The sequence below is a fragment of the Rhodoglobus sp. G.S.4 genome (assembly GCF_056619605.1).
Map to the genome: position 1 here is coordinate 362,878 of NZ_CM152748.1, position 23,190 is coordinate 386,067.

19 protein-coding genes are annotated in these 23,190 nt (G+C 58.1%); 11 read left to right on the plus strand and 8 right to left on the minus strand.

The genetic code is table 11. From position 1 onward, the window contains the following. Nucleotides 1-107: 107 nt before the first annotated feature. From AC061P_RS01770 to AC061P_RS01785, 4 genes are all read left to right on the plus strand, one after another. Entirely contained in the window at nt 108-1,238 is a 1,131-nt protein-coding gene (locus tag AC061P_RS01770; protein WP_480392152.1) for a restriction endonuclease subunit S, read from the plus strand. After that, nucleotides 1,235-4,309 carry a type I restriction endonuclease subunit R gene (locus tag AC061P_RS01775; RefSeq protein WP_480391647.1) on the plus strand — a complete coding sequence of 1,025 codons (3,075 nt, stop codon included), beginning with the start codon at nt 1,235-1,237 and terminating at the stop codon, nt 4,307-4,309. Before AC061P_RS01770 ends, AC061P_RS01775 begins: the two co-directional genes overlap by 4 nt. A 90-nt stretch (nt 4,310-4,399) precedes the next feature. Next, nucleotides 4,400-6,280, plus strand: a complete 1,881-nt coding sequence (locus AC061P_RS01780; protein ID WP_480391648.1) for a GmrSD restriction endonuclease domain-containing protein — start codon at nt 4,400-4,402, stop codon at nt 6,278-6,280. A gap of 352 nt (nt 6,281-6,632) precedes the next feature. Beyond that, nucleotides 6,633-7,130, plus strand: coding sequence for a hypothetical protein (locus AC061P_RS01785; RefSeq protein ID WP_480391649.1), 498 nt, complete (start codon nt 6,633-6,635; stop codon nt 7,128-7,130). A gap of 502 nt (nt 7,131-7,632) precedes the next feature. Here the strand turns inward: AC061P_RS01785 and AC061P_RS01790 are convergent. The 4 genes from AC061P_RS01790 to AC061P_RS01805 all read right to left on the minus strand — a co-directional run bounded on the left by AC061P_RS01790 (nt 7,633) and on the right by AC061P_RS01805 (nt 11,624). Then, complete coding sequence (locus AC061P_RS01790; protein ID WP_480391650.1) at nt 7,633-7,815, minus strand: hypothetical protein; 183 nt, start codon at nt 7,813-7,815, stop codon at nt 7,633-7,635. Further along, complete coding sequence (locus AC061P_RS01795; RefSeq protein WP_480391651.1) at nt 7,812-8,753, minus strand: hypothetical protein; 942 nt, start codon at nt 8,751-8,753, stop codon at nt 7,812-7,814. Before AC061P_RS01795 ends, AC061P_RS01790 begins: the two co-directional genes overlap by 4 nt. Before the next feature lie 1,170 nt (nt 8,754-9,923). Beyond that, on the minus strand, nt 9,924-10,466 hold the full coding sequence (locus AC061P_RS01800; RefSeq protein ID WP_480391652.1) for a hypothetical protein: 543 nt from the start codon (nt 10,464-10,466) through the stop codon (nt 9,924-9,926). 36 nt (nt 10,467-10,502) lie between these two features. Further along, nucleotides 10,503-11,624 (minus strand): DUF4062 domain-containing protein, encoded by a 1,122-nt coding sequence (locus AC061P_RS01805; protein WP_480391653.1) that lies wholly within the window; start codon nt 11,622-11,624, stop codon nt 10,503-10,505. Nucleotides 11,625-12,034: 410 nt separating this feature from the next. On the opposite strand from AC061P_RS01805, the gene AC061P_RS01810 reads away from it, so the two are divergent. The 4 genes from AC061P_RS01810 (at nt 12,035) to heR (ending at nt 14,622) form a co-directional block, all read left to right on the plus strand. Beyond that, nucleotides 12,035-12,604 (plus strand): GNAT family N-acetyltransferase, encoded by a 570-nt coding sequence (locus AC061P_RS01810; protein WP_449648432.1) that lies wholly within the window; start codon nt 12,035-12,037, stop codon nt 12,602-12,604. A 51-nt stretch (nt 12,605-12,655) separates the two neighbouring features. After that, nucleotides 12,656-13,003, plus strand: a complete 348-nt coding sequence (locus AC061P_RS01815) for a LysR family transcriptional regulator (protein WP_449648431.1) — start codon at nt 12,656-12,658, stop codon at nt 13,001-13,003. 94 nt (nt 13,004-13,097) lie between these two features. Further along, nucleotides 13,098-13,679 carry a GNAT family N-acetyltransferase gene (locus AC061P_RS01820; RefSeq protein ID WP_480391654.1) on the plus strand — a complete coding sequence of 194 codons (582 nt, stop codon included), beginning with the start codon at nt 13,098-13,100 and terminating at the stop codon, nt 13,677-13,679. A gap of 139 nt (nt 13,680-13,818) precedes the next feature. Beyond that, nucleotides 13,819-14,622, plus strand: coding sequence for a heliorhodopsin HeR (gene heR, locus AC061P_RS01825; protein WP_449648423.1), 804 nt, complete (start codon nt 13,819-13,821; stop codon nt 14,620-14,622). A gap of 108 nt (nt 14,623-14,730) precedes the next feature. Here heR and AC061P_RS01830 read toward each other — a convergent pair whose 3' ends face one another. Then, nucleotides 14,731-15,729 carry an NADP-dependent oxidoreductase gene (locus AC061P_RS01830; protein WP_480391655.1) on the minus strand — a complete coding sequence of 333 codons (999 nt, stop codon included), beginning with the start codon at nt 15,727-15,729 and terminating at the stop codon, nt 14,731-14,733. Between the two features lie 53 nt (nt 15,730-15,782). Then, on the minus strand, nt 15,783-16,487 hold the full coding sequence (locus tag AC061P_RS01835; RefSeq protein ID WP_480391656.1) for a type 1 glutamine amidotransferase domain-containing protein: 705 nt from the start codon (nt 16,485-16,487) through the stop codon (nt 15,783-15,785). A gap of 105 nt (nt 16,488-16,592) precedes the next feature. Here AC061P_RS01835 and AC061P_RS01840 point away from each other — a divergent pair, with 105 nt between their 5' ends. Next, complete coding sequence (locus AC061P_RS01840) at nt 16,593-17,198, plus strand: TetR/AcrR family transcriptional regulator (RefSeq protein WP_480391657.1); 606 nt, start codon at nt 16,593-16,595, stop codon at nt 17,196-17,198. Here AC061P_RS01840 and AC061P_RS01845 read toward each other — a convergent pair whose 3' ends face one another. Further along, a complete protein-coding gene (locus AC061P_RS01845; protein WP_480391658.1) occupies nt 17,199-18,215 on the minus strand; it encodes a LacI family DNA-binding transcriptional regulator in 1,017 nt (338 codons plus the stop codon). Between the two features lie 145 nt (nt 18,216-18,360). Continuing rightward, complete coding sequence (locus AC061P_RS01850; RefSeq protein WP_480391659.1) at nt 18,361-20,064, minus strand: glycoside hydrolase family 13 protein; 1,704 nt, start codon at nt 20,062-20,064, stop codon at nt 18,361-18,363. Between the two features lie 178 nt (nt 20,065-20,242). On the opposite strand from AC061P_RS01850, the gene AC061P_RS01855 reads away from it, so the two are divergent. Further along, nucleotides 20,243-21,475 carry a sugar ABC transporter substrate-binding protein gene (locus tag AC061P_RS01855; protein WP_449648417.1) on the plus strand — a complete coding sequence of 411 codons (1,233 nt, stop codon included), beginning with the start codon at nt 20,243-20,245 and terminating at the stop codon, nt 21,473-21,475. A 100-nt stretch (nt 21,476-21,575) separates the two neighbouring features. Next, complete coding sequence (locus AC061P_RS01860; protein WP_480391660.1) at nt 21,576-23,189, plus strand: ABC transporter permease subunit; 1,614 nt, start codon at nt 21,576-21,578, stop codon at nt 23,187-23,189. Nucleotide 23,190: the final 1 nt, after the last annotated feature.

The window sequence follows — 23,190 nt, forward strand, 5'->3', positions numbered from 1 at the left end:
TAGATCGATTGCTCGTCGAGCTGTGCCCGCACGGAGTCCCGCATCTTCCCATCGGTGACGCTCGTGTTAGTTCGAATGTCGTGGCAGGAGCGACTCCGAAGTCTGGCGTGGCGGAGTACTGGGAGGACGGCTCAATTCCGTGGATGAGTTCGGGAGAGGTGAACAAAGGCACGGTTCATTCGACTGACAAGCTGATCACTCAGGCCGCCTACGAAGCCACCAGCACCAAGATGGTGCCAGCGGGGGCGGTAACAGTCGCTCTGGCAGGTCAAGGCAAGACTCGCGGCATGGTTGCCCGTACACGTATTCCGCTTTGCACCAATCAATCGCTTGCGTCGATTATCGTTGCGGACTCGGTGGACTCCGACTTCCTGTACTACTTCCTCTGTACTCAGTATCGCCAACTCCGAGAGGTCTCGTCGGGGGATGGCTCGCGGGGTGGGCTAAATTTGCAGATGATCCGTGCATACCGGGTGCCGGTGCCTCCGCTGGAGGTGCAACGCGAGATCGTGAGGATTTTGGACCACTTCACCGAGCTGGAAACGGAGCTGGAAGCGGAGCTGGAAGCGGAGCTGGAAGCGCGCCGGATTCAGTACGTTCATTACCGACAACTTGAGCTTGATCAAATCGATGCCGAGTTGGTAGAAGTCGGAAGTTTGGGAAAATGGTTCGGGGGGATGACACCCTCAAAGTCAAACCCCGCCTACTGGGCGTCAGGATCTATCCCGTGGCTTGCTTCGATGGACGTAAGCGACTCGACGACGGAAGGCATTCGAGGGCGAATCACCGATCTAGCGCTGAGGGAGACCTCGTTGAAAGTGATCCCTGCGCCTTCGGTCGCGGTGATCATGCGCTCGAATATTCTTCGTCGGCGTCTGCCGATCGCGTTGGTCAATGTTGCTACAACCGTCAATCAGGACATCCGGGCGCTGAGTCCGCACGATGGAGTCGACGCGAGTTATGCGTATCAAGCGCTCCAGGCCGCTAGCGAACGGATTCGCTTCGAGTGCGTGCGCACGGATGGGTCGATGGCCGCCGTGGACTCCAAGGCATTTTTCGCCTGGCAGATGCCGTTGCCGTCGATCGATGAGCAGCGCAGGATCGCGGCGAGACTTGAGAGGTTTGATGCACTCGTGAATGACCTGAGCATCGGGCTTCCTGCAGAGCTCGCGGCGCGGCGGAAGCAGTACGAGTACTACCGCGACAAGTTGCTCACGTTCAAGGAGTTGGCGGCGTGACTGGAAGCCGTATTGGGGTGCCGGGCAGCGGCGCGCGGTTCGAGCCGATCGCGGTCAGCTCGGAGAGCACCGTCGTGGCCGAGTTCGTTCCCGATGCCGCGATCGCGTCGAGCTATCAGTCGGAGGATCAGCTCGAACGCGAGTTCATCCGCTTGCTGCAGTCTCAGGCGTACGAGTACCTGCCGATCACCAGCGAAGAGCAGCTTGTTGCCAACCTGCGGGTGCAGTTGGAGGCGCTCAACGGCATCCAATTTTCTGATGCCGAATGGGACCGTTTCTTTGGCGAAAAGATCGCCGGGGCCAACGACGGCATTGCAGACAAGACGGTGCGCATTCACGAGGACCACGTGCAGTTGTTGCAGCGCGACGATGGGTCGATCAAAAACATCGCTCTGACCGACAAGTCGAATATCCACAACAATCGGTTGCAGGTGATCAACCAGTACGAGGTTGCTGGCGGCCCCGATGCGCCGACAGACGCGGATGTGCGAACGGCGAAATATTCGAGCCGGTACGACGTCACTGTGCTCGTCAACGGGCTGCCGATGGTGCATGTCGAGTTGAAACGGCGCGGCGTCGATATCCGAGAAGCGTTCAACCAGATCGACCGCTACCAGCGAGACAGCTTCTGGGCAGGCTCCGGCCTGTTTGAGTACGTGCAGTTATTTGTCATATCTAACGGCACGCTCACCAAGTATTATTCGAACACCACCCGGCGTGAGCACCTCGCCGAAGCCGGCAGGAAGTCGAGTGGGCCACGGCGCAAGACTTCCAACTCGTTCGAGTTCACCTCCTGGTGGGCGGATGCGCAAAACAAACCTATCCAGGACCTCACCGCCTTTGCGAAAACCTTCTTCGCGAAGCACAGCCTGCTCAATGTGCTCACCAAATATTGTGTGCTCACTGCCGACCGGATGCTGCTCGTGATGCGGCCGTACCAGATCGTCGCGACCGAGCGGATCCTGCAACGTATCGACGTTTCCACCAACTACAAGAAGCTCGGCAGCCTTGGCGCCGGCGGATACGTCTGGCACACTACGGGCTCAGGCAAGACACTTACGTCGTTCAAAGCCGCCCAACTCGCCTCCCGGTTGCCGTCCGTGGACAAAGTGCTGTTTGTCGTTGACCGAAAAGACCTGGACTACCAGACAATGCGCGAATACGACCGGTTCGAGAAAGGTGCCGCGAACTCGAACACGTCGACGGCGGTCTTGAAGAAACAGCTCGAAGACCCGAGCGCGCGCATCATCATCACCACGATTCAAAAGCTCGCCGGGTTCATCGCTAGAAACAAGGGTCACGACATCTACAGCGGGCACATCGTCATCATCTTCGATGAATGCCACCGCTCCCAGTTCGGTGACATGCACACCGCCATCACCAAAGCGTTTAAGCGTTACAACCTGTTCGGATTCACCGGCACGCCGATCTTCGCTGCCAACTCCGGCAGCGGCGGCAACCCTCAGCTAAGAACCACCGAGCAGGCGTTTGGCGAGAAGCTACACACCTACACAATCGTGGATGCGATCACCGACAAGAACGTGCTGCCGTTCCGAATCGACTACGTCAACACCATCAAGATCGGTGCGGTTGACGATAAGCAGGTTTCGGCGATCGACACCGAGCGAGCGCTACTTGCGCCGGAACGTGTGCGACAGGTCGTCTCGTACACGTTGGAGCACTTCGACCAAAAGACGAAACGTGCCGAACACTTCACGCTCGACGGCAAACGAGTACACGGATTCAACGCACTTTTCGCGACCGCCTCCATCGACGCGGCACGGATGTACTACAACCAGTTCGCCATCCAGCAACAAGATCTCACTCCCGACAGCCGACTCAAAGTGGGGTTGATCTTCTCGTACGCCTCCAACGAGGCCGTCGAGGATGGAGCGCTCGACGAAGAAGCCTTCGATGCCGACGGGCTCAGTGGCGATGCGCGCTCTTTCCTGGATGACGCCATTCAGGACTACAACGAGATGTTCGGGCAGAGCTACAGCACCTCGTCTGACGGCTTCCAGAACTACTACAAAGACCTCTCGCTGCGGATGAAGAACCGTGAGGTCGACCTCGTGATCGTCGTCAACATGTTCCTTACCGGTTTCGACGCAACCACGTTGAACACGCTGTTCGTCGACAAAAATCTGCGAGCCCACGGGCTTATTCAGGCGTACTCGCGCACCAACCGCATCCTGAACTCAGTCAAGACTTACGGGAACATCGTTGCCTTCCGAAATCTGGAAGAAGAAACCAACGACGCCATCGCACTCTTCGGCAACAAGGACGCGCGCGGAGTGGTGCTGCTCAAGCCATATGCGGAGTACTACGGTGAGTATGCGGAGAAGGTCACTGAGCTGCTAGAGAAGTTCCCGCTCGGAGTGCCCATCGTCGGCGAAGCAGCGCAAAAGGAGTTCATCGCTGTTTTTGGGATGATTCTGCGCTTGCAAAACATCCTCACGTCATTTGATGAATTTGCCGGACACGAGATTCTCACCGAACGGCAGAGCCAGGACTACCGCAGCTTTTACCTGAATCTGTGGGCAGACTTCCGCCAAGAGACGAACGCCGAGAAGGAGTCGATCAACGACGACGTCGTGTTCGAAATCGAACTCATCAAGCAGGTCGAGATCAACGTCGATTACATCCTCATGCTGGTTCAGAAGTACCGCGAGGAGCGAGGCGACGGAGACGACACGGAGATTCGGGCCGCTATCTCCCGTGCGGTCGATGCCTCGCCTTCGCTGCGCAACAAGCGCGACCTCGTGGAAGCCTTTGTCGACTCGCTGTCGACCACGGGTGAGGTCGATGAGGAGTGGCGGGCCTTCATCGACGCTCGACGCGGCGCTGAGCTAGACGCGATCATCGAGGCCGAAGGCCTCAAGCCGGAAGAGACTCGCGCATTCATGGACACAGCGTTCCGTGATGGTGCTATTCAGGCGGGCGGAACAGCCGTCACGCGCATCCTGCCTCCCGTCTCGCGTTTCGCGACCCACGGCGGGCACGGCGAGAAGAAGCAACGGGTCCTGAGCCAGCTTGGCGCGTTCTTCGAGCGGTTCTTCGGGCTGAATTGAGGTTAGCCATGGCTTCGCCTCTGCTTGTCAGTCTTGTGCTATCGAGGGAATAGATACTGTTGAGGATGTCTCCGCCTGCTGTGTTACGGAGTGAGCAACGTTTCTGGTGCAAATGAAGAGGGAGTTTTAACTATGGGTGTTGGTAGCGAGGCGCAAAACCGAACTGTCAAAGACTGGCTCATCAGCATCGACCGAGGGCAGCTTCGGCTACCGAGTTTTCAGCGTGGGGTGGCATGGGAATCGAAACGTGTCGCCTCGATGCTGGAAACGATCATTCACGATCTCCCACTTGGCGTTGCGCTGGTATTGGATGTGGGAGGCAAGGAGCAGTTCGTTTCGCGCCCGCTGTTTTCTGCACCAGAAACCTCAGAGACGATCACAGAGCACCTACTCGATGGACAGCAACGCTTGACCGCACTTTATCGAGCATTGCGGGACAACGAAGACGCCCAGACTTACTTCGTCCACTTCCCAGAGCTAGACGACGATCCCCGAAACGACGACAAAGCGGTCGCGATTCGTTCCGATCGGCGATGGAAAAACAAGCACGGTACTTGGTTCCCAATGTGGGTCGATTCACCCAAGGAGTGCTTGCGGCGCGGACTCATCCCAGTGCGACTGCTTGACCCACAGAACGATGGAACGACCTCGTGGGTCGAGGAGGCGACAGCGCACCTTGAGCCGGGGGACGACGTAACAGACATAGCGGAATACAAAAAGTTGACCGGTGAGGCCACCGAGTTGCGGGATCGGCTCAAGCTGCTCATCAACGAAAAACGTGAAGTGGTAAAACACTTCAATCTCCCGTATCTTCGCTTGCCATCGTCGACAACCAAAGAGACTGCACTCAGCGTATTCATCAACATGAACACGAACGCAAAGCCTCTTTCGCCTTATGACATCGTGGTGGCGGAACTGGAAGGGGCAACTGGCCAGCGACTCAAAGAAATGCAGTCGAAGCTAGACGAGGAGTATCCGCGGCTGAAGAAGTATCTCTCACTAGATAACGCCGTTTTGCAGACTTCGGCGTTATTGCAAGGGAAGGTTCCGAGCCAGCGTGGGTACTTCGAAATGGACTACGAAACCTTCGTCGAAAACTGGCCAAAAATGGCCCGCGGGCTAGGTCGCGCCATTCAGACTATGGAGTCAATGCGCATCTATGACGCCGAAAGGCTGCCAAGCGCGATTCCCTTCCCTGTAATTGCGGCGTTGTTAGCGGATGAGCCGGAAGATGGAGACCGGCGTGGGAGAGTCGATGCGTTGATGCGTCGCTACGCCTGGCGCTCGTTCTTCACCAATCGGTATGAGGCGACGGCGGCGACCCGCGCGGCGGCGGACCACCGTGGGCTCGCGGCAGTGCTGACTGATGACCAGTCGAAAATCTCGATCCCGGTGTTTGACGATGATCTCTTCCCGCTCCCAGACGCGCGTGAGTTGAGAAGCGCGAGGTGGCCGCGAGGTAAGAATTCGCTATCGCGCGCCATCCTCGCCGCATCCAACTACTTTGGTGCGCGTGATTTCGCCGACGATACCGAGTTGTCTGCCGACAACGTAGTCCGTCGCGAATACCACCACGTTTTTCCTAATCAGCTGCTGTCCGACGCAGGTATTGAGTCGATGCTGGCACTCAACTGTGTTCTAATCACCTGGAAGACGAACCGCACAATCGGTCGACTAGATCCGATCACCTACCTTGAGAAACGTGCGGAGCATGCGCCACAGCCGCGCGACATCAAGGACCGGTTGGAGTCGCACTTGGTGCCCTACGGGCTCTTAGCTGCCGCGGGGCCATATGATCAGCCTGACGGACGGGAGCTGCGCGAAGCCGTGCAACCCGACTTCGATACCTTTTTGATGAAACGCGCGGAATTGATGCGTCAGTTCATGGAATCCGTTTGTGCTGGACAACAGCCCTATCTGCGCGACATTCTTGATAGTTCTTCGGAGGAAAGGGAATCAGTCTCAGCCTGACGATTGCAGTCGCACGACCTCACTATAGGGAGGCTGCGAGTAGCTCGCTATGTCGAAATCGGGCCCCTAACTCGAAGAATACCCATCTCTCGCCAACACGCGCCGCATGGGTTTGTATGACATAACGACTCTTATCAGTGCGGTGAGGGCCCGTGGCCGCTCCTCTTATAGGTGAGCTGGCCGGTAAGGCCTAGCACGCTTGCTATGTCCCGTCTCAAGGTTTGAGCGCGGTCGTGGACTGCGTACTCCATAACTGGATCTACACACGAGCCGCCATGATCTGCGAAGATGAAAGCAGTTCAAGACGACCCTTGTCGAAGATAGATGTAGCGGCGAAAACTGGAAGGTCAGCATGAATTTTGATAGCGAAGATGAGATCAAGAAGTCGCTAGATATTGACTCATGGAGAAATCTCTCAAAGGAGAAGTTCCTCAATTTCGTGGCGATGATGCCCGAGATGAGCAAAGAAGTTCAACTGAAACTTATCGAGCAGCTTCCCGACTTCAAATCACTTGTGCTGGAATCGCTGACCTCGTTAGAGAAGCAGTTCAAGAGTTCGCTAAAGCTCAATTGGAAGAGCCAAAAGAAAGTTCATAAGGCTTTTCAAGAATATCGCGATAGTTGCATACGTGAACTCGAACGAGACGACCTGAGCCCTGAAGAACGACAAGCAATTCTGGACATGATTTGGAATGCTGCGAACAGGGATTTCGAGAAAGATACCGAACACAAGTCATTCACGATGAAAGCTCTAAGCATCGTTGGGACTGTTATCGTCGTCGGCGTTCTGGGCGCAATTGCTTTCGTTGGCGGCAAAGTGGGGATCGGGGATAACAGCAGCAATGGCTAGCCGAACATTGGTCGACGCGATCAAATTGTTCGACACGGAGGTGCCTCGGTCCTCCGGGGAAGCGGGAAGTCCGCTTATGCGATGGTGCCGGGCGTACCGAAGTAGAACGCACGCTCACGGTCATTGAATCAGACAGCCGAGTCGAGTGAGTTTGACGAACCCGAGGGACATTGGGGCCGCACAAGACGAAAAAGACTTCTGAGCGTACGGCGAGCCGAATAGAAGATATCTCTACACGCAAGAATCCCAAGCTACAGAATGGGCTGCTGAGGATTGAGGTGACTCCTGACTTGTGGCGATTTAGGTTACTGGTGGTGGTTTGATGTTTAGGAACCGCCATCGAAGCAAGTTTGGTTTATTAGGTGAGCTTGCCGCGCTGTATGAAACGTGCGAGGGTGGGTCATGTTGCACCAGCCGCAAGAGTTTTTTGCAACAGGGGCGCGAGTCCATGGACCCACGCCCCGTCTACTGATATGCAGATTGGTGAAGCCGTTACAGCGGCCTAGATCACCGGGTTGCGGTATGCGCATTCGCCCTTGCGGCCGATGCACGGCGGGAACGTCGTGCCGGCGAAGAAGATGTCAACTTCGCCGAACTGATCGACCCACTGGCCAGCGTTGGGAACGCGTTGCCCAGTTTTCCAGGTCCCACCGGGACCGAGTGGGCGGTGTTTGTATTTGCTCACTGCTTACCACCTCCTTTCTTTGATTTGGTCTTCCTTGGCCGCGGTGGCGCGGCAAGGAGCTCGTTTTGGACAGGATTGTCGACGCCAGCGATGCCCGCAGAGGGGTTGCTTGTTCCTCGCGTCTGCATCGATTTGCTGATCGATAGTGGCGAGTAGGGGCCGAGGAGGTCGTACTCACGCACCTCGGACCACTGGCTTGGGTCACTAGGGTCGATTCGCCAAGTCTGCGTATATGTGAGTATGCCGACCTTCTGGAGCTCGGCGAATCCGCGCTGTGCGGTGCTGCGAGATACTCCGTACCAGTCCTTTACTCTTTCAAGAGGAAGGGTAAATCCTGGTTTGCTGGAAAGTGCGATGAGGAGCATCACCTTTGCAGGGAACGATAGAGTCCGGTAGTGCTCATCTAGCCAGTAGGCTTCAGGCAGCACGAACCAATGACCGTCTCGGGTTGTCTTTGGCCGCACGTAATCCGTACCGTCTCCAGATTCATCGAGAAGAACCCAACGAGCTCTGTTGCCTGCGCGCTGCCTGTCGATAAGGTTCAGCGATACAAGTTTGCTCGCATTCTTGGACCACTGCGTTTTCGCGGTTGTAAGATCCTCTGCACTTGAGCCGGTGTTCTCATCCAGACCGAGAGCGCGCGCCCACGAGGCGGCTGGGTACACCGCTTCGTACGGGTCTTTGGCTGATGCCAGTGCATGAATAAGAAGAAACGTATCGAGATGCGAAGAGCTGCGGAATTTCGCGAGGATGCTGCTGCGATTCGCTAACCCAGGAGCACGATCTAGTTGAACGAACACGCGTCGGATTGGAGTTCCGTGACGTCGCGTCTTGGAGAGCATGCTTCGCACCAGATCTTCGCGCGCTGGAAGTCCCGTAGGGCGCTCCTCCAGCTTGGGCTGGACTCGCGCTTCGCTGAATGCGGGTAGTTTGTTCATGGGTCTAGTTATACACGAACTGAGTGCAAACTATTGCCGCTTATGATATTGACTCTTTCCGATCCAGAGACGCATTGTAACGTGATGCGATACAGATGTGATCCAAGTGTCAGTCGCTGAGATTCGTAGAAGACGAGATTCCGGTGGGTTGCCAGTTCGTTGGCTTGCTGTCACTGGGCTCTGGAGTCGCAGGGGCGTGATCATTGCTATTTGAAGGATCTCACGGAGAGGCCCTAATTGTATTCTTTGAGCGCGATTCCAACCCATTCCCGAAACAGTCGGCTGGGGCGGCGTGAAGCCCACGGGGCACGAGCACGCTTCCTCGCATTATCCCGCTTCAGGACAGTCTGGTGCTGCACGCGAAATGGATGTGGGGATCGCTGCTCTTCCTGCGTGAGACTTTCCACATTTCGCTCGCTTGCGTCTGTGCTCATCCGCGAGTTTTCGAGAAGAACTTGTAGGCGAATGCAATGTTGGAATCTTTGACTATTCAGTCTTCAAGAACGGCGCGGTGTAGTCCGTGGCCTGCTTTCGGGGGCAGCACTTTCGTGTTGGCGTCGCTAAAGCGAATGACGAGGCAGGAATCTTGCAACGCTGTTCGTTGACGAGCCCCATCCGGCTCATTAACATAAACGTATTTGCAGGGAGTGCACCTGACGCTGATCAAGATTGCCAGGAGTTGTTGGCCTTCGCCCACTAGGAATTCCGTACCCGCAGGGCCAGTTCGCCCGACCGAGCGCTAGAGCGATCCCATGAAGTGGCCAGCCGTCACGGAGCACTCGATTCAGGCGCTAAGCGCTCGATATCGTCCCAAAGACCGTTGGGATCGTTTAGCAGTGTCCGTGGCGCAGGCTGCCAGGGAGACCATCGTTGAGCCAGTCGCTCGTGCGAAGAATCGGCAACCCACAATGACGTGCGAGGTGAGCAACTTGTTCGTCTACCTGAGGGGATCGAGTTCTCTGAGTCTTTAGACGCCTGATCTTCGGTGAGCTGATCATCATTCGAGGGGGAGTTTTCAAGCTGTGCAGTAGGGCTCTGCGATTCGGTGCAAGGGGGAGCATTTTGGCGTGTGGCGCCCCCTTGAAAAGAGTTGCGTCGACTCGGCCATTACTAAGCGTTGCGGAGTGAAAGGGGTGGCGCTTTACGTCTGTTGATTGCGTCTGCCAATAGTCACACAGTTTCTCTGGTGAGGTCGGCCAGGAGGGAAGGGTAAAGACTCTCAAGCGCGTGATTGCTGGTTAACCTCGGAAGCGGCAATCGGAGAGCCTCGCGCTCCCCATAGTGCAGTTCAAGAGTTAAGCCGCGCCGCGCCGCCGCTTCCATTCCACTGTCCTCAAGTGGGAAGGGCTTCAGGTCGACGACGGTCAGTGCGGTGAGATCGGTTCGTGGCCATGCCGTCGTCCGTACGGTGGCACCTTGGTGAGGATCGGCATCAGTTAGGCCCGAAACCTGCACGTGAATTGCGAGATTAGCGGTGAAGGCGTAAATGTCGTCGCTTTTGATGCGGGAATCCCTCACGCTGCTAGTGATGTATTCAATGGGAGCCTCCGCCGTGAGGGCGTGAATCTGGGTCAGAAGCACACGGTACCAGTAAGGCCATTCATCTCTGCCCCATAGCAACATTCGCAAATTCGCGGACTCGTTGGAGCCAGAAATCGCTTCGCTGATCGCTTCGAGCGCTTTCCACGTAGTGGCATGGTCGGTAGCTGGCATTGAGAGCCCTTCAGATTTCTGTTCAAAGTCTAGAGGCTAGTTTCGATGTGATTCCGTGAAGTTCCGAATTAGTGAGCGAACTAAAGTCGCAGCGACCTCGTCCGCTCCTCGGTCTAGCGCAGCGCGCGACACAGACTCGTCAGGCAACACACGTACGGGCCCGCTCTCCATGGTCATTGACGCACTGTTACGTGGGGGTTGCCCAGCCACGCCGATCGTCACCATCGATTTCGTGCTCAGCCCGATGCCGATAGCAATCTTGGTCGCTCTTGTCATGTCGAGCTGGCCCACAAGGCGAAGCGCTGACGCTACGCGAGCGGTCGCATCCCCTGAGTCCAAAATCTGGCCCATCTGGTCGCTAGGGAGGCGAAATGCGATGGCTGTCTGTCCGTCCGTTGACACTCTGACGGTCGCGAGTGACCCGCTCCGTACGGTGTTCCAACCTCCCGTCGCAGTCGGGGGGACGTTCAGCCGAACTGCATCACTCGCTTGGTCGATATCGAGCGCTTCAGTAGCGCTCACTAACCCCGCGGAACGTACGTGGGATGGGACTCCGGTGAGAACCTGCTCCAGCATGCGCGACGACAAGGGCTGACCGTCTAAGGGAACGACGTGCACTTCCAAGAGGGGGTCGCTCGATGAACCTAAACCCCTGTTTGCGCTATTGCGATCTAGCCAAGCGACATCCACGATGCCGTCGAGTGGTTCGAACTCTAGTAGCCCCGGAGACTGCTCCAAGCTTCTGATTGCTCCAGCCGCAGCTTGTTGCGCCTCAGCGACTGTCTCAAAGAACTTGAAGAATCGACCCGACCCGTAGTCGCCGAGCGCTCTCTCAAACACTTGCTGCGGTTGGTCGAGCTCGACACCTGTTTTCCGAAGAACAAAGCGAGGTTTCCCTAAGCGTTCGGCAGTAGTCCATTCGTCGTGAGTAGCGGAGCGTCCTGTCTCAGGAAAGACGGTGCCGTAGTGGGGGCCGAGAAGAAGGAGGTAGGCATCACTGGACTCGACCGCTCGAATGCATGCCTCACGACTAGGAATGGGCTGCGCGGTGAAATCTTCGAAGCGCACTGGCTCGTGGCCCATGGCCATGATTAGGCCAGGAAGTGCGTCGCGTTCGGCTTCGAGTCCGTTGCGGACGCTGCTTATAAAAATCTTCACTCTTACATTGTGCTTGAATCCGCCGACAACATCTCAAGTTCTTGTCGGTACGGACCTCATCATCGGGCCGCTGTTGCGGTTTCGTGCCCACAACTGCAAAGAGAAATGCGCCGACAGCGTCATCAAGCGAAGGGGATAGCGGGGGATCGCTGGGCGGTTGTGGAACAAACCCTGTCTTAGCGTGGAACGAGCTCTAGCAAATTCGAGAAGTGCCCAATGATCGCAAGGCCGCTTCGATTGAATGAAAGGGCCACAACAGGGAACCAGGCGCAACAGCTTGTCGTTCACGGCTTCGATACGGCGTTTTACGCAGTGCCATCGAAATTGGTGCTGTTAGGTTTAGCGACAATGCGAAATACATTGGGCCACGTGGTCTCGCGACCGCTCAACAACAACCGGGGTCGATAACCATGTTCGGCATCACACGCCCACGCCTACTGCGTGGGCCCTCGCTTCCCGTTCCCGTTGAAGCCCCCACCATCCACACCGAACGACTGACGTTGCGCCCATTTTCTCTGGCCGACAGCGAGCGCTGGTTCGAGATCCAATCCGACCCCCAAGTGCGCGCATTCACGTCCTGGCCTGAGCGCACTCGCGAAGAGTCCCGACGCCACCTCAAAAACCGCACCCACCATGTGTTGCTGAAGCAAGCCGACGATTTCTTGGCGCTCGCGATCGAACACGACGGCATCCTCATTGGTGACGTTTCTTTGCACCTCAGGTCTGTCGAAACAGTCACCCGATCTGCCGAAATTAGTTGGATTCTGCATCAAGACTCCCAAGGCCACGGCTTCGCGTTCGAGGCCGCCCAGGCGATGCTCGAGCTGGCCTTTACCCGCCTCGAAGCCCGCGTAATATATGCACTCGTTCACCCCACCAATACGGCATCGATGGCGCTCGCCACGAAGCTGGGCTTCACTCCCTTTGATGGTCGTGACGGCGAAATAATTTTCGTCTCAACAGGGCTTGCCTCGAAGTAGCAGCGACAGCCCTTGTCACCGTATGCGGCCTGATCGCCTACTCTGAAGGTAATGGACCACACTCTGCTCAAACAGTTCGTTGCCGCAGGGCACCTACTGCATTTCGCGCACGCCGCACGCTCACTTGGTGTGCCGCGCTCAAGCCTGATCACCGCCATCAGGTCGCTTGAGGCGCAATTGGGTTACCCGCTGTTCGATTCTTCCGCCAGCACAACCCAACTCACCCCCGAAGGGGAAGCGTTTCTGGTGGATGCGGAACGCCAACTCGACAAGTCAGCGAAGTCGGCTGCGGCGTCGGCCGCAAAACCGGGCGGCAAAGCCAAAGCATCAAAGGGTAAAGGTCGCGCGCCAGCCGTTAAGGGGCAGTCAAAGCCCGGTAAGAGACGCCAATCGCGCTAGTGAACCAGATAGTGGGGCGCACTGTGTCAGAATTCAGTCAGCACCGCGTTTTTCCTCTCTAGTTCATTGCGCTCCCCATTGATCCGGTAGGTTCATGCCCGAAAGTGATGCTCGGTTTCGACTCCTGCGGGGGCCCTCCATCGGTGTGGCTGTTGACGCGCCCGTAATGCACACCCCGCGGCTACTACTCCGCCCCCACCGCTTGGCGGATGCCGAGAGCTGGTACGAGATGCACTCGGCCCCCGGAGTGAGCAAATACACAGCGTGGCCCCAACGCACTCGTCGTGCATCGCTGCGCCACCTCAAGCGCCGAACGCGCGATACGCGACTCCGAAACATTGGCGATTATCTTGCGATCGCTATCGAACACAACGGCGAACTGATCGGAGATGTCGGAATGCAGCTGCGGTCAGTCTCAGCAGCCGCACGCTGCCTCGAAATTAGTTGGATCATTCATCCCGAACACCAAGGCAAAGGGTTCGCCTACGAAGCGCTGCGTTCAGTGCTCAACTATGTGAGTGCCAACATTGAGGCGCTCCTGCTCGTAGCGGTCGTGCATCCGTCGAACGCTGCGTCAATTGCGCTCGCGCACAAGCTGGACCTGCATCCGCTGTCTGGAGCCGCAGACCGTACCATTTTCGTCGGCACGAATGGGCCGCGAGCTGCGGCTCCGTAGCGCCCAACGGGGTGGCCGGCGAATCTCACTGGCCACGGGCGCTGCGGCTACTGAGCACTGAACTCGTCGACCGCGTGATCGGCCCCTTCTCTGTGATGGTCGGTGCTAACGTGGCAACCACCATCGAAGGGAATTTCCCGTGTCAAAGAAGACCTATTCTCCGGAGCAACAAGTCGACCGACTGCGCGTCTATAACGTTGTGGCGGGCAGCCTGCACCTGCTGCAGGCGATCGGCTTCGCGATCGTTCTCACGATGCTCGGCAGTCAAGTTCTGTTCGCCGTTACGGCCGACTACTTAGCGGGCCCTCCCGGAGTGCCAATTCCTCCTGAGCGAGTGACCGTCTTCGAGGTAAATATCGGAATCGGCGTCGTGGTGTTCCTCGCATTGAGCGCGTTCTTCCACTTTCTGATTTCGAGTCCCTGGTTCTTCGCCCGTTACAAGAACGGCCTTTTGGAAAGCCGAAACTATTTCCGCTGGACGGAGTACTCGCTCAGCTCCTCGATCATGATCTGGCTGATTCTTGCGATCAACGGGGTAACCGATATCGCGGCACTATTCGCGGTCTTCGCCGTCAACGCCGCAATGATTCTCTTTGGAGCGCTTCAAGAGAAGTACGAGAAGCCTGGATCGGGTGGAATGCTGCCCTTTATCTTTGGCTCGATGGTTGGCATTGTGCCGTGGATTCTCATCCTCATCTACTTCCTGCGGCCGGGTAGCGCGAGCGAAGTGGCGGCCCCCAGCTTTGTCGTCGGCATCGTGATCTCCCTCTTCGTGTTCTTCAATACTTTTGCGATAAACCAGTGGCTGCAATACAAGCAAGTCGGTAAGTGGAAGAGCTATTTGCAGGGCGAGCGAACCTACATCACTCTCAGCTTGGTCGCGAAGACAGCGCTGGCGTGGCAGGTCTTCTCTGGCGCCATCATTCCCGCGCTGACGGATTGATGAGCTGATCCAGAGCAAGAGGAAGGCCCCGCAGCTGATGCTGCGGGGCCTTCCTATTTCACGCTGGGTGGCCGTGGTGTGCCGTTCGGGTCGGCAGTCGCGAAACGGTTAGAGGCGAACGATCGCCTTGCCGGTGTTTGCGCCATTCATCATGCCGTTGAAAGCGTCGAGCGCGTTGTCGATGCCATCGGTGATGGTCTCGTCGTAGGCGATCTTGCCTTCGGAGAGCCATCCCTGCATTGCCGCGCCGAACTCGGGGGCGAGGTGGAAGTAGCTGCCCATGGTGAAGCCCTTGATGGTCAAACCACGGGTCACGATGTTTGCACTGTTCTTGATGCCCTCATCCTTGCCGTTGATCAAGGACATGACCCCGCAGACCGCCACGCGGCCGCCGTCCTTGAACGCGCCGAGTGCTGCCGAGAGGTGCTCGCCACCCACGTTGTCGAAGTAGACATCGATGCCGTCTGGTGCTGCAGCATCCAGCTGGCCAGCAACGTCGCCATTCTTGTAGTTGAAAGCGGCGTCGTAGCCGTACTTGCTCGTGAGGAGGGCAACCTTCTCGTCGGTGCCAGCTGAGCCGACAACGCGTGCTGCGCCGAGGAGGCGGGCGATCTGGCCAACCATGGTGCCGACTCCACCCGCTGCGCCAGAAACGAAGACGGTGTCGCCTTCCTTGATGTGCGCGATCTGGGTAAGGCCGGTCCAGGCGGTGATTCCCGTGATGCCGAGAACGCTGAGGAACAGCGAGGGCGAGATGCCGGGAACGTCGGGGAGCGCCGTGAACTGGCCAGCAGGGGCCTGCGCGATGTCGCGCCAGCCGAGCTGGTGCTGAACAAGAGTGCCAACAGGCAGCGATGCGTCGTTCGATTCGATGACTTCACCAACGGCTGCGCCGCCCATGGTCTCGCCGAGGTTGAAGGGAGCAACGTACGAGCGGCCCTCGTTCATGCGACCACGCATGTAGGGGTCGACGGAGAGGAAGGTGTTGCGTACGCGAACGTCGCCGTCAGCGAGCTCGGGGAGCTCAATCTCAACCTTGACGACGTTCTCGGTGGTGGGCTCGCCGGTGGGGCGAGAGGCGAGCTGCCATTGGATGCTGGTGGTCATGTGATGCTCTTTGAGTTTGTAAGAGTGGTGAAAGTAGCGAGACTTGGGGGTCGTTACGACTTGTCGGCGACGATGCGCTCGGCAACAGCGACGGATGATGCCGGGTTCTGGCCGGTGTAAAGCTCTCCGTCGACAACAACATAGGAAGCGAAAGGCTCTGGAGCCTTCGAGTAGTCAGAACCGAGCTCAACGAGACGAGTTTCGACTAGCCACTTTGCCTTATCGGCGAGGCCACCGATCTCTTCTTCAGTGTTGGCGAAGCCGGTCATCTTGCGCCCCTTGAGAACCCAGTCACCGGTCTTCTTGTCGGTGGCGGCGAGCAGAGCGGCGGGGGCGTGGCAGAGCACACCGAGAGTGGTGTTGGACTTCACTGCCTCCACGATGAGCTGACCGGAGTTGTCGTCGACGGCGAGGTCTTCCATGGGGCCGTGCCCACCTGGATAGAAGATGACGTCGTAGTCACCGGCATTGACGGCATCCAGACGGAGGGGATTGTGTAAAACGTTCTGCAGGTCAGCGATGCGTGCTTCGAAGTCAGCGACGCGCTCGGCGGAACCTGCGCCACCCTCGCTGAGGCTGACGGCGTCAAAAGTGGGGGCCTTGCCTGCGGGGCTCGCAACCTGAACCTTCCAGCCGGCTTCGCTAAAGATGCGGTACGGCTCAAGGAATTCTTCGGCCCACACACCCGTGGGGTGTTCAGTGCCGTCGGCGAGGGTCCAGTGTGAGGCGGCCGAGAGAACCATTAGTACGTTTGTCATGACAACTCCTTACGAACTTATTGGCTGCTTACCAAACCAATTGGTTCGACACTATGTCGACGTGTAGGCTAAGTCAAACCAACCGGTTCGATTAGGAGGTGTTTGGTGGTTTCGACAGAAATGCCGCGTGATCAACTCCGTGGCCGCGAAACAAAACAACGCGTAATTGAGGCAGCAGCTGCCGAATTTGCGGAGTACGGTGTCGCTGGCGCGCGTATCAACCGCATCGCGAAGACAGCGAAAGCAAGCAAAGAACGAATCTATGCTTGGTTTGGCGACAAAGATGCACTGTTTGACCACGTCATGCAGACCGGTCTCGACCGGCTAGCCCATGCTGTGCCGATCGATGCTGACCTCATTGAATATGCAGTGCGACTGCACAACTATTTCGTCAATGAACCCGATGCTGAGCGCGTCGCAATGTGGGCGTGGTTACATGACGCAGCACACCTTGGGTCATTCTCGGAAGGCAGGGTCGAGGGCTACCGTCACAAACTGGAAGTCATTCGGGATGCCCAAGAGCGCGGCATCGTTGACCCATCTTGGAAGCCAGAAGAGTTGCTTGCACTGCTTCTCGCCGTCGCGAGCAATTGGGAACGTTCGCCAGCCGAACTTCGCTCCCTTGGCTGCGCGGAGTTTGCAGAAAGCGAGAAAGCACGGTGCGATTCCGTTCGTGAAGCCGCCCGCCGTCTCGTAGAGCCGCGGAGCTGACTACTCGGGTGGTCGCGTTGTGCTCGACCGAACGATGAGTTCGTAGTCGATCGGAGTGTTCTCAGGAATTTCAGGATGCTTGCCTGGCGCCAAAAGGTTCATCAGAATCTCAACGGCATGTTCGCCCTGAGCTTGAGGGGATTGCGAGACCGTGGTGAGCCCAAAGAACTCTGAAAGTTCATGACCGTCGATTCCCATGATGGAAATATCTCGAGGCACGGTTAGGCCGAGATCCCTCGCGGCCAGGATGCACCCAATGGCCATCTCGTCGGAAGAGGCAAAGATCGCCGTTGGGCGGTGCAGCGGATTGCCGAGAAGCTGTTTTGCTGCGTGATAGCCGCCCTGAATGGTGAAATCGGCGGTCGCAAAGAACTCTGGCCGCGGTTCAATTCCGGCCTCACGCAAGGCTGTTTCGTAGCCGTGGCGACGATTTGTCGGAATGTGGAACTCGAGATCGTAGTCTTCGGAGCCACCGATGTGGGCGATTTTTGTATGGCCGAGCGCCAAGAGGTGGCCGGTGGCCAGAGCCGACACAGCGTCATCATCCAACGTCAGGGTGCGCACACCGTCAATGGGGCCACCCACACCAACGGCAGGCTTGCCGAACGCATGCAAGCGCTCCACTTCAGCTGGTGAAAGCTTCAGCGAAACAGTAATAATCCCGTCGATCCGTTTGCGTTGCAAAAACACATCGAACACTGTCTCGCGTTCGGCGACACTGCCGGAGAGGTTGTACAGGGTCACGTCATAACCGTGGCGCATCAGCGCTTGCTGAGCACCTTCCACCACAGAAGTGAAGAACCAGCGAGTCAGATACGGCACCATGAGGCCAACATTCTTGGTGCGACCTGAAGCCAAGCTCGACGCGGTTGACGAGACGACATAGTCGAGAGCGGCCGCGGCCTCCTCGACCTTCAGTCGAGCGGCTGCCGATACTGGACCATTCCCGCTGAGCGCTCGCGAGACTGTGGCTGTTGATACGCCGGCGCGCTGGGCAACGTCTTCGATGCTAGCCATCAGTTGCCCTTCGTTGGATTCTGACGAAAATGGATGCCGCTCCACCGCGGCCACGCCGTTGATGATTCTATCGACCGGCATCCATAAGCGGGAATTCGGCACCGTGCTGGTCTCGGCACCGTGCTGGTCTCGAGACCGTGCGGGTCTAGGCCCGCAACCACACCGTTGTATCTGCTGGCAGCTCCGAGTCACCAATGGGGCCGCTCGAAAGCAACACCTCGCCGGCTGGGAGTGTTACGGCGGAGTCTCCCGTGTTGGCATACACGAGCACGTCGCCATTGCGTAAACCAAGCACTGTTTCGGCGCCCGTCTCAAGCCATTCGAGTTCACCCGTTCCCAGCTCATGGGCGCGGCGGAGTGCGAGGGCGTGGCGATACAGAGAGAGCGTTGACGTGCTGTCATCGCCCTGCGCATCGCGGGCGAGAGGTGCCCAGTCGGCGGGTTGCGGCAACCACGCGGCATCCGAGGGTCCGAAGCCGAATGCGGGGGAGTCGGCTTCCCAGGGAATCGGAACCCGGCAGCCGTCACGGCCATAGCGTTCACCGTCGGTGCGGAACCAGGTGGGGTCTTCGCGGGCCTCATCGGGCAAGTCGATCACTTCGGGCAGCCCGAGTTCTTCGCCCTGATAAAGGTAGGCACTACCGGGAAGGGCAAGCATGAGCGCCGAGGCGGCGCGAGCGCGACGAAGGCCAAGCTCGGGGATGGGGAGACCTGCCGACTTGGGCCCAATACCGTGCCCCTGGGGGTTTTCGGCTGTTAAGGCGAGACGTGAAGCGTGACGCACAACGTCGTGGTTGGAGAGCACCCACGTGCTTGGTGCTTCGACTGCGCTGAACGCGCTAATCGAAGCGTCGATGACGGCGCGCAAGGGTGCGGCGGCCCATGGCGTCTCGAGGTAAGGAAAGTTGAAAGCCTGGTGCATTTCGTCTGGGCGCACCCACTTGGCCATGTCCGTCAACGGATCAACCCACGCTTCGGCGGCAAGAATTCGTTCGCCGTCGTAGCTGTTCAGGATTTCACGCCACTCGCGGTAAATCTCGTGAACGCCATCTTGAGCCCAGAAGGGTGATCGGGATGCGGCGAGTGCTTCAGCGGCACCGGTTTCCGTGTCGGAAGGGCTGGCGTCAATCGCGTTCGCGCCGCCCATACTTCCGCCGGCCACTGGAGGAGTCCAGTCGGGTAGGCCCTCGGCTTTGATCATGCCGTGGGCGACGTCGACCCGGAATCCGTCAACGCCACGGTCGAGCCAGAAACGAAGTATGTCTTCGAACTGGCGGCGAACCCAGGGGTTGCTCCAGTCAAAATCGGGCTGGGTGGTATCGAACAGGTGCAAGTACCACTGGCCGGGGGTTCCATCGGGGTTGGTGACGCGCGTCCAAGCACGACCGCCAAAGACGGACTCCCAGTTGTTCGGGGGTAGTTCGCCATTCTCGCCGCGACCGTCGCGGAACATATAACGGGCACGCTCGTCGCTGCCAGGCGCTGCGGCGAGTGCTTCTTGGAACCAGCGGTGGTCGCTAGAAGAGTGGTTCGGTACGAGGTCGACAATCACGCGTAGGCCGAGTTCGTGGGCCCGCGCCGTCATTGAGTCGAAGTCCTCAAGCGTGCCGAATAGCGGGTCGACATCGCAATAATCGGCAACGTCGTAACCGGCGTCCCTCTGGGGCGAGGTGTAAAACGGCGAAAGCCAGATGGCGTCCACGCCGAGTTCCGTGAGGGAGGTCAGGCGGTCGCGGATGCCAAGCAGGTCACCCATTCCGTCGCCGTTGGAGTCGGCGAACGAGCGTGGATAGATCTGATAAATCACTGCGGAACGCCACCACTCGGTGCCGGGAAGAACGGATGTCATAGCTGTCACACTATCGCTTTCCTCGGCCAAATCTAAGCGCTTCCACATCGTTGTGTCCTTATCTCCCTACGAAAACCGTGAAATTTTACGAAGAGGTGCTTGCTGAAAAGTGTCTATAAGAGGTATACATGGAAGCGCTTGCAGTTTGCAATGCTTTCACTGACGAAAGGCACCACCAATGAGGGTGAACAACAAAGGACTGTGGGCCGTAGGCGCGCTCACAGTTACTGCATCGCTGGCACTCACCGGATGCACAGCAGCATCCGATTCAGCAGATAACGGCTCTGGCAACGGTGGCTCGCTCACCGTGTGGGTCGACGCCGACCGCGCCGCCGTGCTCAAAGACGCCGCAGCAGACTTCACCGCCGAGACTGGCGTAGAGGTCAAGCTCGTCCAAAAAGAATTTGGTGACATTCGTGACCAGTTCATCGCCCAAGCCCCAACAGGTAAGGGCCCCGACATCGTGATCGGCGCCCACGACTGGCTGGGAACCTTCGTGACAAACGGTGTCGTTGCTCCCGTTGAACTCGGCGACAAAGCGGATGCCTTCCAAGACGTCGCCATCACCGCAATGAGCTACGAAGGCCAGGTCTACGGCGTTCCTTACTCGATCGAAAACATCGCTCTCGTGCGCAACACGGCCCTCGCGCCAAGCACCCCGGCGACCTTCGACGAGATGGTCACCATGGGCAATGCGGCGGGAACTGAGTACCCGTTCTTGGTCGGACTCGACCCCGAAGCGGCAGACCCGTACCACCTGTACCCGTTCCAGACCTCGTTCGGTGCGCCCGTATTCGGCACCGCCGGTGATGGAAGCTACGACGCCGACGCTCTCGAAATTGGCAACGCTGGTGGCGAGAAGTTCGCTGCGTGGCTCGCTGCTCAGGGTGCCGCAGGGGTTCTCAACACGAACATCACGGGCGACCTCGCCAAGGAGAAGTTCATCGCTGGAGAAGCACCCTTCTACCTGACCGGACCGTGGAACGTACCCGCAGCTGTCGAAGCAGGCATCGATGTTGCGATCGACCCGATCCCCTCAGCTGGTGGTGAAGCCGCACAGCCATTCGTGGGTGTGCAGGGCTTCTTCGTGAGCTCCAAGAGCGAGAATGCTCTCGCTGCCAACGAATTCATCGTGAACTACATGGGTAGCGAAGATGTGCAGACCGCCCTGTTCGAAGTTGGCGGCCGCGCACCAGCGCTCACAGCATCCTTCGAAGCAGCAAGCGCCGACCCGATCGTTGCCGGATTCGGTGCCGTTGGGGAGAACGCAGTGCCCATGCCCTCGATCCCCGCAATGGGAGCCGTCTGGGAGTTCTGGGGAGTGACCGAAGCCGCCATCATCAACGGTGGTGACGCAACTTCGCTCTGGCAGAAGATGTCGGGCGACATTCAGACAGCTATCGCCGGATAGCTCACGGTGGCCGTCCGCCTGCAAGCGGGCGGCCACTTCCTTCCCTGCACTTCCTTCCCCACGTTCTGAATGAACCGCACGCCTTCAATGGAGAATCCCCGTGACGACACCCCCTGAGACTGATCCCGGCCCCATCCGGCAGTCGGCCCGCGCTAAGCGCGCTACCAGAATTGCGGATGCCGCCTCCGGTGGCTGGAAAATTGTCGCCATCAAGATCCTGGGTCTCGGTGTCGTGGACGCGATCGCGATCTACGCGCTATTTGTGCTTGTGCGCAGCGAATCGTGGTTGGTGGCTGGACTCGTCGTTGCGGTCACGCTGCTCGTCAACTGGATCTACTTCTCCCGCGGAAAGCTGCCCGCCAAGTACCTCGCGCCGGGCCTGATCTTTCTCGCCATTTTCCAGATCTTTGTGCTGCTCTACTCGGGCTACATTGCCTTCACGAACTACGGAACCGGCCACAATTCCACGAAAGCGGATGCCGTCAATTCGCTACTGCTGTCATCGCAGAACCGCGTTGAGGATTCGCCAAACTACCGTCTGACGGTGCTCGAGCAGCTCGGGGAGATTTCCTTTCTTGTCACCGAGCCCGACGGCAGCGTAAGTATTGGTGGCGAAGAACGTCCGCTAAAAGAGGTGAACAACGCGCGGCTCGAGGGCGGGGTTGCCGTAGGCCTCGATGGCTACACGAGTCTCGGCTTTCACGACATCCTCGGCCGCCAAAGCGCCATCGCGGCCATCAGCGTTCCCCTCACTGACGACCCCAATGACGGCATGCTGCGCACCCCCGACGGCTCAAGCGCCTTCCTCTACACCTCGTCTCTCGACTATGACGAAGCCGCCGGCACGATGAGGGACAAAAACACGGGCATCACCTATTCCGATATCGGCACCGGTGCCTTCACCTCCGATTCCGGTCAAGAGCTGCTGCCGGGATGGAAAATCGAGGTGGGGCTCGACAACTTTGTTCGTGCGTTCACTGAGGAATCCATCCGTGGTCCGCTGATTAGTGTGACTGTATGGACCTTCGCGTTCGCGTTCCTCTCGGTGTTCACGACCTTCGCGCTCGGCCTGTTCTTGGCGATCGTGTTCAACGACAAACGGATGAAGAGCCGCAAGTATTACCGGATCATCATGATCTTGCCCTACGCCTTCCCTGGCTTCTTGTCTGCACTGGTGTGGGCCGGAATGATGAATCAGGAGTTCGGCTTCATCAATACGGTGCTGTTGGGTGGGGCCGAAGTGCCGTGGCTCACGAACGAGTGGTTGGCCAAGGGCTCGGTGCTATTCGTGAACCTGTGGCTCGGCTTTCCCTACATGTTCTTAGTCACGACCGGTGCTCTGCAGGCAATCCCGGAAGAGCTCACCGAAGCCGCGACCGTTGACGGTGCAAAACCGTGGGCGATCTTCAGATTCGTGAAGTTGCCGCTGTTGCTGGTCTCGGTCGCCCCGCTGTTGATCTCGTCGTTCGCGTTCAACTTCAACAACTTCAACCTCATCTACATGCTCACCAACGGCGGGCCGCGCGATGTCTCCGCCGGGGTGAATGTTGGTGCAACCGACATCCTGATTTCGATGGTCTACAAGGTTGCCTTCGTGGGAGCCAACCGCGATTACGGCCTCGCGAGCGCGTTCGCAATCATCATTTTCATTCTGGTCGCGGGCATCGCAATCATCAGTTTCCGTCGCACGAAGTCGCTTGAGGAGTTGAATTGAG